This is a genomic window from Aquicella lusitana (genome assembly GCF_902459475.1).
GTDB classification, from domain to species: domain Bacteria; phylum Pseudomonadota; class Gammaproteobacteria; order DSM-16500; family DSM-16500; genus Aquicella; species Aquicella lusitana.
Map to the genome: position 1 here is coordinate 70,705 of NZ_LR699117.1, position 6,205 is coordinate 76,909.

General features: G+C 38.5%; 5 protein-coding genes and 2 pseudogenes. All 7 read right to left on the reverse strand.

Annotated elements, in window-relative coordinates; translation table 11 throughout:
* Positions 1-236: 236 nt before the first annotated feature.
* Positions 237-380: pseudogene (locus AQUSIP_RS12200) on the reverse strand (nucleotidyl transferase AbiEii/AbiGii toxin family protein); the annotation flags it as partial.
* Positions 381-1,160: a type IV toxin-antitoxin system AbiEi family antitoxin gene (locus AQUSIP_RS12205; protein ID WP_114835491.1), complete on the reverse strand. Its 780-nt coding sequence runs from the start codon at positions 1,158-1,160 to the stop codon at positions 381-383. It lies immediately after the preceding pseudogene.
* 114 nt (positions 1,161-1,274) lie between these two features.
* Positions 1,275-2,546, reverse strand: a complete 1,272-nt coding sequence (locus tag AQUSIP_RS12210; RefSeq protein ID WP_114835492.1) for a replication initiation protein — start codon at positions 2,544-2,546, stop codon at positions 1,275-1,277.
* Positions 2,547-2,676: 130 nt separating this feature from the next.
* Positions 2,677-3,930 (reverse strand): group II intron reverse transcriptase/maturase, encoded by a 1,254-nt coding sequence (ltrA, locus tag AQUSIP_RS12215; protein WP_114835532.1) that lies wholly within the window; start codon positions 3,928-3,930, stop codon positions 2,677-2,679.
* Positions 3,931-4,592: 662 nt separating this feature from the next.
* The gene (locus tag AQUSIP_RS12220; protein ID WP_114834982.1) at positions 4,593-4,928 is read right to left on the reverse strand and encodes a hypothetical protein; all 336 of its coding nucleotides are present in this window, start codon (positions 4,926-4,928) and stop codon (positions 4,593-4,595) included.
* 12 nt (positions 4,929-4,940) lie between these two features.
* Positions 4,941-5,951, reverse strand: a complete 1,011-nt coding sequence (locus AQUSIP_RS12225; protein ID WP_114834983.1) for a ParB/RepB/Spo0J family partition protein — start codon at positions 5,949-5,951, stop codon at positions 4,941-4,943.
* Positions 5,944-6,205 (reverse strand): annotated as a pseudogene (locus AQUSIP_RS12405) (ParA family protein); the annotation flags it as partial. The gene AQUSIP_RS12225 and the pseudogene AQUSIP_RS12405, both read right to left, overlap by 8 nt.

A 6,205-nucleotide genomic window follows, 5' to 3' on the forward strand; every position in this document is an offset into this window, starting at 1 on the left:
GTGATTCGCTTGCGCTCGTCTCTTTTGAACACTTACATAACATGATCATGTCATGCCTTTTCCATAACGCTCACGACCACAACTCTTAATTGCAGCCGCTTATGGTAGTTTGCAATCCGACCTATCTCTTGATTGCGAGAGGCCTACTCTCATCTCATCCACAGTTACGTCACTAATTTGTTTGATTACAAAATTTAATTTATGTAAGCAAATTCCTTAGTGCCTCGTGGCACACTATCCACACTTAATCTTGGCATATTGCGAAAAAATAAATTAATAGCCGTACCACCTTTTAATGCAAAACAATCCTGTTTATTAATAACTGGTAATACCTGTAATAAAAGTTCAACCTGTGTTAAATACCCGCGTGAATACCCCACTTACTCCTCCACTATTTTTGGCAAAGATAATTGATATTTCGGATGATAATCTCCGCCCTCGCCTATTACTCGGTTCCCATGTCCTAAGCTCACCCTACTTAAATCAACTTTAGACAACCACGGATGCTGAAACTTATCCGCCAAATACAAAAATAAACGTTTCACTTTTATTGATTTACATTTTTCTAATAAACTCTGGACAAGGTTAGGTCGAAGCTGGGTTAAAGTCTCTATTAGCTTAGATGCCTCTTCAAAAGATTGTTTAGTGGGAACCAAATATAATATTTCTAAGGCAGCACGTTCTGGACTTGAAAGATAAACATCTACACCATCTATTGTTCTGTTTATCACTCCTAAAAGTGCATCATCTTCTTGAAATAGTGATACTTGATATATATTAAATTCAGCATCCCAAGCTTTCGCCTTACGGAACCACAATGGTACTTTAACCATAGAACTATGAAAAAGAGAAACGCGTTTTATCCCCTGCATAGGTATAAAATGCGCTTGTCCTAATAATTCTAGCGCCGTTTTTGCACCTACATGTAATGGTAAATGCAGCTGGTTCTGCACCGCCGATAGCGCTCCCACCCAGCTAACTTTATCGCCATATTTCTTATAGGCCTCGTTCCCTACCCTTTCTAACCAGCGAGATTTTACATACCACCAAGCAAGCTTAGATGACACTCCATGCTCTTTTAGCCAGTCTAGCGTTAATACTAGACCTTGAGGCATCTGCGTTATTACTTCGTTTAATTTATTTCTTTCAAATCTAGTCATACTAGAATTATAGTATTTATTATAAAGTATTACAAATACATAGTTTATACAAATCCTCTAAAATCTAGTAATACTAGATTTTAAGTATTAAACATAAACAATGCTGCTCCTTTATTATCTATAATTCTTGAGCCATTCCTCATAAGACGGCAGCTTATCAACTAACTCATGATTAATTTTCTTGAGAAAATGACACAGTTGTTCTTGAATCAAAACATTTTTAAATCCTTCACGCGCGTAAACTTGTTCGTACACGCCAACCAAAAATTTCTCGAACTTATTAAGCAAACTGTTTTTTTTGCGCTCAGACAGACCAACAAACAACTTAAATAATTCGGATTCTTGGAATCTTCCAAATTTTGTTTGTAGTTCTACACTCGATCTATTATCCGAGTTAATATCATTAACAGTGGGAACAACGCTTACAGCACTTGTTTTGCTAGTTTGGTAATCATCACGTAATGCAGACAATAGGTAGTTCGCTAAATTTTTTACTTTCCCATTTTTAAAACTTGGTGAAGATATTACTAAATCGATTTTTTCTTTAATGTACAACTCCGCGTGATCTGTTAATACTTGTGTTATTTGTCTTGCAGATAAACCAAATTTTTCTTTGAGTATTTCAGCAATATTATTTTGAGTAGGCTCATTACTTATAGATATGACTGATAATTTTGGTTTTTTTATTAGAAATTGAATAGACACAACCTGACGATTTTGCTTTCGCATCTGTGGACTAATGTTCAAAGTGGAATACTTGTTAACCTCTTCCACTGCTTTGTCTAAAACACGGGTTTTAAAATCACGGAAAATTTTATACTTTCCTTCTTCCACACCCATAAGTTTTCTAAACTTGGCTAGCGTGAACCACGGTGTTTGTCCAATATCCTGGAATCGATTGCAATTCTCATAAAGCGCCAGTCCATAAGTTGACTGAAATTTCGCTTGTACCATCATATCTAAACGCCCATATATATTAGGACGATAAAGTAATCTTCTCATTTGGGAACTATAGGAATAAGTGCAAATGGCACCATCTATGCTAGCGCCAGCTATAATTGAACTTGCGTTCCATACCCCTTCACTATCAAGCCGCTCGCCATCAATTAAATTCCATTCTAATACCGTAGAAATCAAATTAATAAGCGATTTTTTAATCGTTTTATGATCATTACTATCATAACCAATTATTTCGCATAGCTTAGCAATATGAATCGTGTGTTCGTCTTTTTCCTGTAACTCTTTATAGGCATTGAAAAGAAGTGCGTTAGCAATCTTACGTTGCAGTAACGTCAACTTGTTGCTTGAGTGAATTACAGCCACATGCTTCTTTAGCTCAAGCCCTTTTTCTGGTTGAAGAGTGATTGCCTGTGTTTTCCTTTCCATATAAATATCCTGTAAATGTCACATTTCAGCTCTAGTAAATAATTCTGTGGTCGAGTAGACCGCGGGAATTGCACCCGCAGTCCCTCACAGAACCGTACGTGAACCTCTCGATTCATACGGCTCTTGTTATTCAAACCAAAGGTGATCCCCAACCATAGCGCCAATGCTCGAATAAGTGTGGTTTATATTTCCTTACCTGTCCGAGATATTTGAGCGCTTGATCCATTGAGGCTTTGTGACACTTGCCTCTAAACTTGTTTTTACACCAGCGCTTTAAATAGTGCTCTACCTGCAAAAGGGGCGATTGCATCTCTGATCGATAGAATTTTCCATAATAATTGACCCATCCACGAAGGTAGGGATTGATCCATTTTGCAAGACTCTCTATCGTTTCATAGGTGCGTCGATGTATTCGCCAGCGTTTTATCACTTGACGAAGGCTCTTCTTAGCACTATTGCTAATTGCTGGAACAAAGCCTACAAATTGCTTGCCAATTTTTGACCGTGTTAACCTATGTCGAAAGGTGTACCCCAAGAAATCAAATTTTCTATGAGGATAATCGTCATAAGCCTCTGACAAGCCACAGTAAACAATCTTTGTTTTCTCACGATTAGTTGATAATTTACATTCAGCTAATCGTTCTGAAATGGCCTTGAGTATTGTTTCCGCTTCTGCTTTTGTTCGGCAATGCACAAGAATGTCATCCGCATACCGCTCAAAGCATATATTTGGATAAGCTTTTCTCATCCATTTATCGAATGCATAATGTAGAAACAAATTTGCCAGCAACGGGCTAATTACTCCCCCTTGAGGCGTACCTTGTATTCGCATAACCCGCGTACCATCTGGCTGCTGACTATCTGCGGTTAGCCACCGCTTAATGTACAGCAATGCCCATCGGCACGACGTGTGTTTCTCAACGGCGCGCATCAAAAGCCCATGGTCAATACTGTCAAAGAACCCTTTTATATCAAGGTCAATGACCCACTGATACTTCCAGCATCGCTGCCTTGCTGTAGCAACCGCATCCAGTGCTGATTTCTTGGGACGGTACCCGTAAGAATCTTCATCGAAATGCGGTTCTAACTGGGGTTCAAGTATTCTTTTTACCACAGTTTGTGCAATACGGTCAGCAACAGTCGGAATACCAAGTGGCCGTTCTCCTCCTGATTTCTTAGGAATTAGAACGGTTTTAACTGGCGGTGGAAAGTAACTTCCTGATGACATCCGATTCCACAGTTTGTATAAATGCTGCTTATGTTCCTCATGGAACATTTTGATCGAAATTTCATCTACCCCAGCTGACCCAGCATTTTTAGCCACCTGTTGATAGGCACCAAAAACAAGTTGTTTAGGAATATCAAATGATTTTGCTTTATCCAAAAGCTCCTCCCATTTCTGGTTGACTGATCAATAAAGCGGAATAACTTAGTCTCTTCGTTCCACAACCATTACAGTTGTATCTGCACTACTACAGACTAATCCGCCCCTGTGATTTGCATTGGTACTCTCATCCTAGGGTTTTATTCCTTGGACTTCTCCCTTATCATCAAACCGCAGGTTCCCGCAGTTCCGCATTTAAGCCTGAAACAGCCTCGCGCCACCTCCATACCGGACACCGTTCACCCAGTAGACAGGTTTCCGATGAACTTATCCTAAGGTTGTGAAAACACCTTAGTTTTGATGCCATCCGAGTTCTATTTCGATACGTCAGCAGTGGTTCACTTCCGTTCGCCTTGCTGTTTCGCACATGACTGCTAAATGCAGCCTTTTCCCTAACGCTCACGACAAGGACTTTTGATCCATGCCGCTTAGGGTTGTTTAAAGCCTACTCCTGCAAGTCGGCTTCGGAGGGCCTTCCTCCATCTCAAATGCAGCTTTTAAGTTCGAAGTTATTCACTCCTATGCAGCTGCGGCGCACTTCCACATAGAACCTTGCTAATTAAAGTGAAGCCCGAACTTCTTGTAATTTCACTCTTTTTATTTCATTAAATAAAAATGTTAATTTTCAATAACATAACTAAAAGTTCAGTGACTGAACTCACTCAAAGTAACCGCTGTAAAATAGCTGTTCTCATGATTCGGCTTTGCACCCCGTCAATTTCAGGATATTTTCTTCTAACTTGAATCACTGATTCATCCAATTGCATTTTTAACTTCCGATCAATTAAAACAGATTCAAATTTCTCGAACCCACCCTGCATAACGTCATTTACTTTCACCAAATCCATGAAATCGTCTAGCTGGAACAACTGCTCAACGGCTTCCGCAACCCATTGACTTTTGCCTTTGAGGCTATAACCATCAAGGACAATCCTTTCCCTTAAATCTTTTTGTAATCCTTCGGGCAAAACAAAACTAATTTTTACTTTGCTAGACATTCAGCTATCTCTCTATGAGTGTACTTTTTCTAAGGTTCTTAATAACTGCTTAAAAGTTTCCGCCACCAAGCGGTGATCTGACCAATCAATGTTACTGAAAGAAGATTTTAAATGAGCCAAAGATTTATTAGCTAAAAGAGACTCAATCACAGCTCTTGCAACATTGGTATTCTTAGTCATACCGAAATTGATCGATGAAGACTGACGTCCTCTTTTTTCCACTTGCTTGATAACAATAGGTTTGATTTTAGCGTGATCTGCCAGATTTTTGAGTTGCTTTAATGTTGCTCCTGCTATACAAGCATTAACTGCTTGCTCCCTAATATCAGGCTCCTTAATATCAGATATCAAAGCCGCCTTTTCTAAATTCTTAATTTTGTTTTCAGCAATAAGCTGTGTCAGCTCGGTATCTGCATTGAGTACAGTTTTATAATTCGCAGCATGTGATTTTACACAACCAATCAAATCGCCTAAGTCACTAGCAGTAATTTGCGTTGGCTGAATATTCCGTGATTTAGCATATGCATCAACAATCATCTTCAAATTATTGATACGCTCCCAAAGTGTTAAATCACTTCTTTCAATATTTTCTATCCATTGCAATAGACCAACCTTTAATTGATCCGGCTTACCATCCAAGATTTTAGCTTGAATATCGGATTTACCTGCTAATATTGACGCTAATGTTCTTCTTTCCCCAGCAACAAGACGATACTGCTCGCCATGTTTATAAACCATAATTGGATTAATGATCCCTTGGGTTTTGATTGAATGCGCCATACTTTCTAAAGAAGCTAGCTCATTCAATTTGCGAGATTTATCTTTGTCAGCGTCATTAATGCCATCCTGTACATCTTGCATTGTGAGAGCTAAATCACGTGGATTTGTTGGATCAAGTTCAATTTTTTTGAGTGGTATTACATCTACACGTAATTCACTAGAATAATTTTGTGCTGACTCAATCGTTTCTTCTAAACCTTGAGATAACGCTGTACCAATCGAAAATACCTTTTTTTTAGCCATGATTTAGCACCTTTTCCATGATGTATTTACAAGCGGATTCATATTCGATACGAGCCACATTACTTTCGGGTAATTCAAAAATACTTTTCGGATTAGCTTCTTCGGTTAAAATTTCGGTATAAACGGTTCGCTTTTTAATGGATACAGGCATTAAAAATTTGCTCGTGTTTTCCTTAGTTTTTAAGTCTGCTAAAAATTCTTTATGTATTTTTACATCTCTGATTTGGTTAGGTAATATACCAACTAATATAATT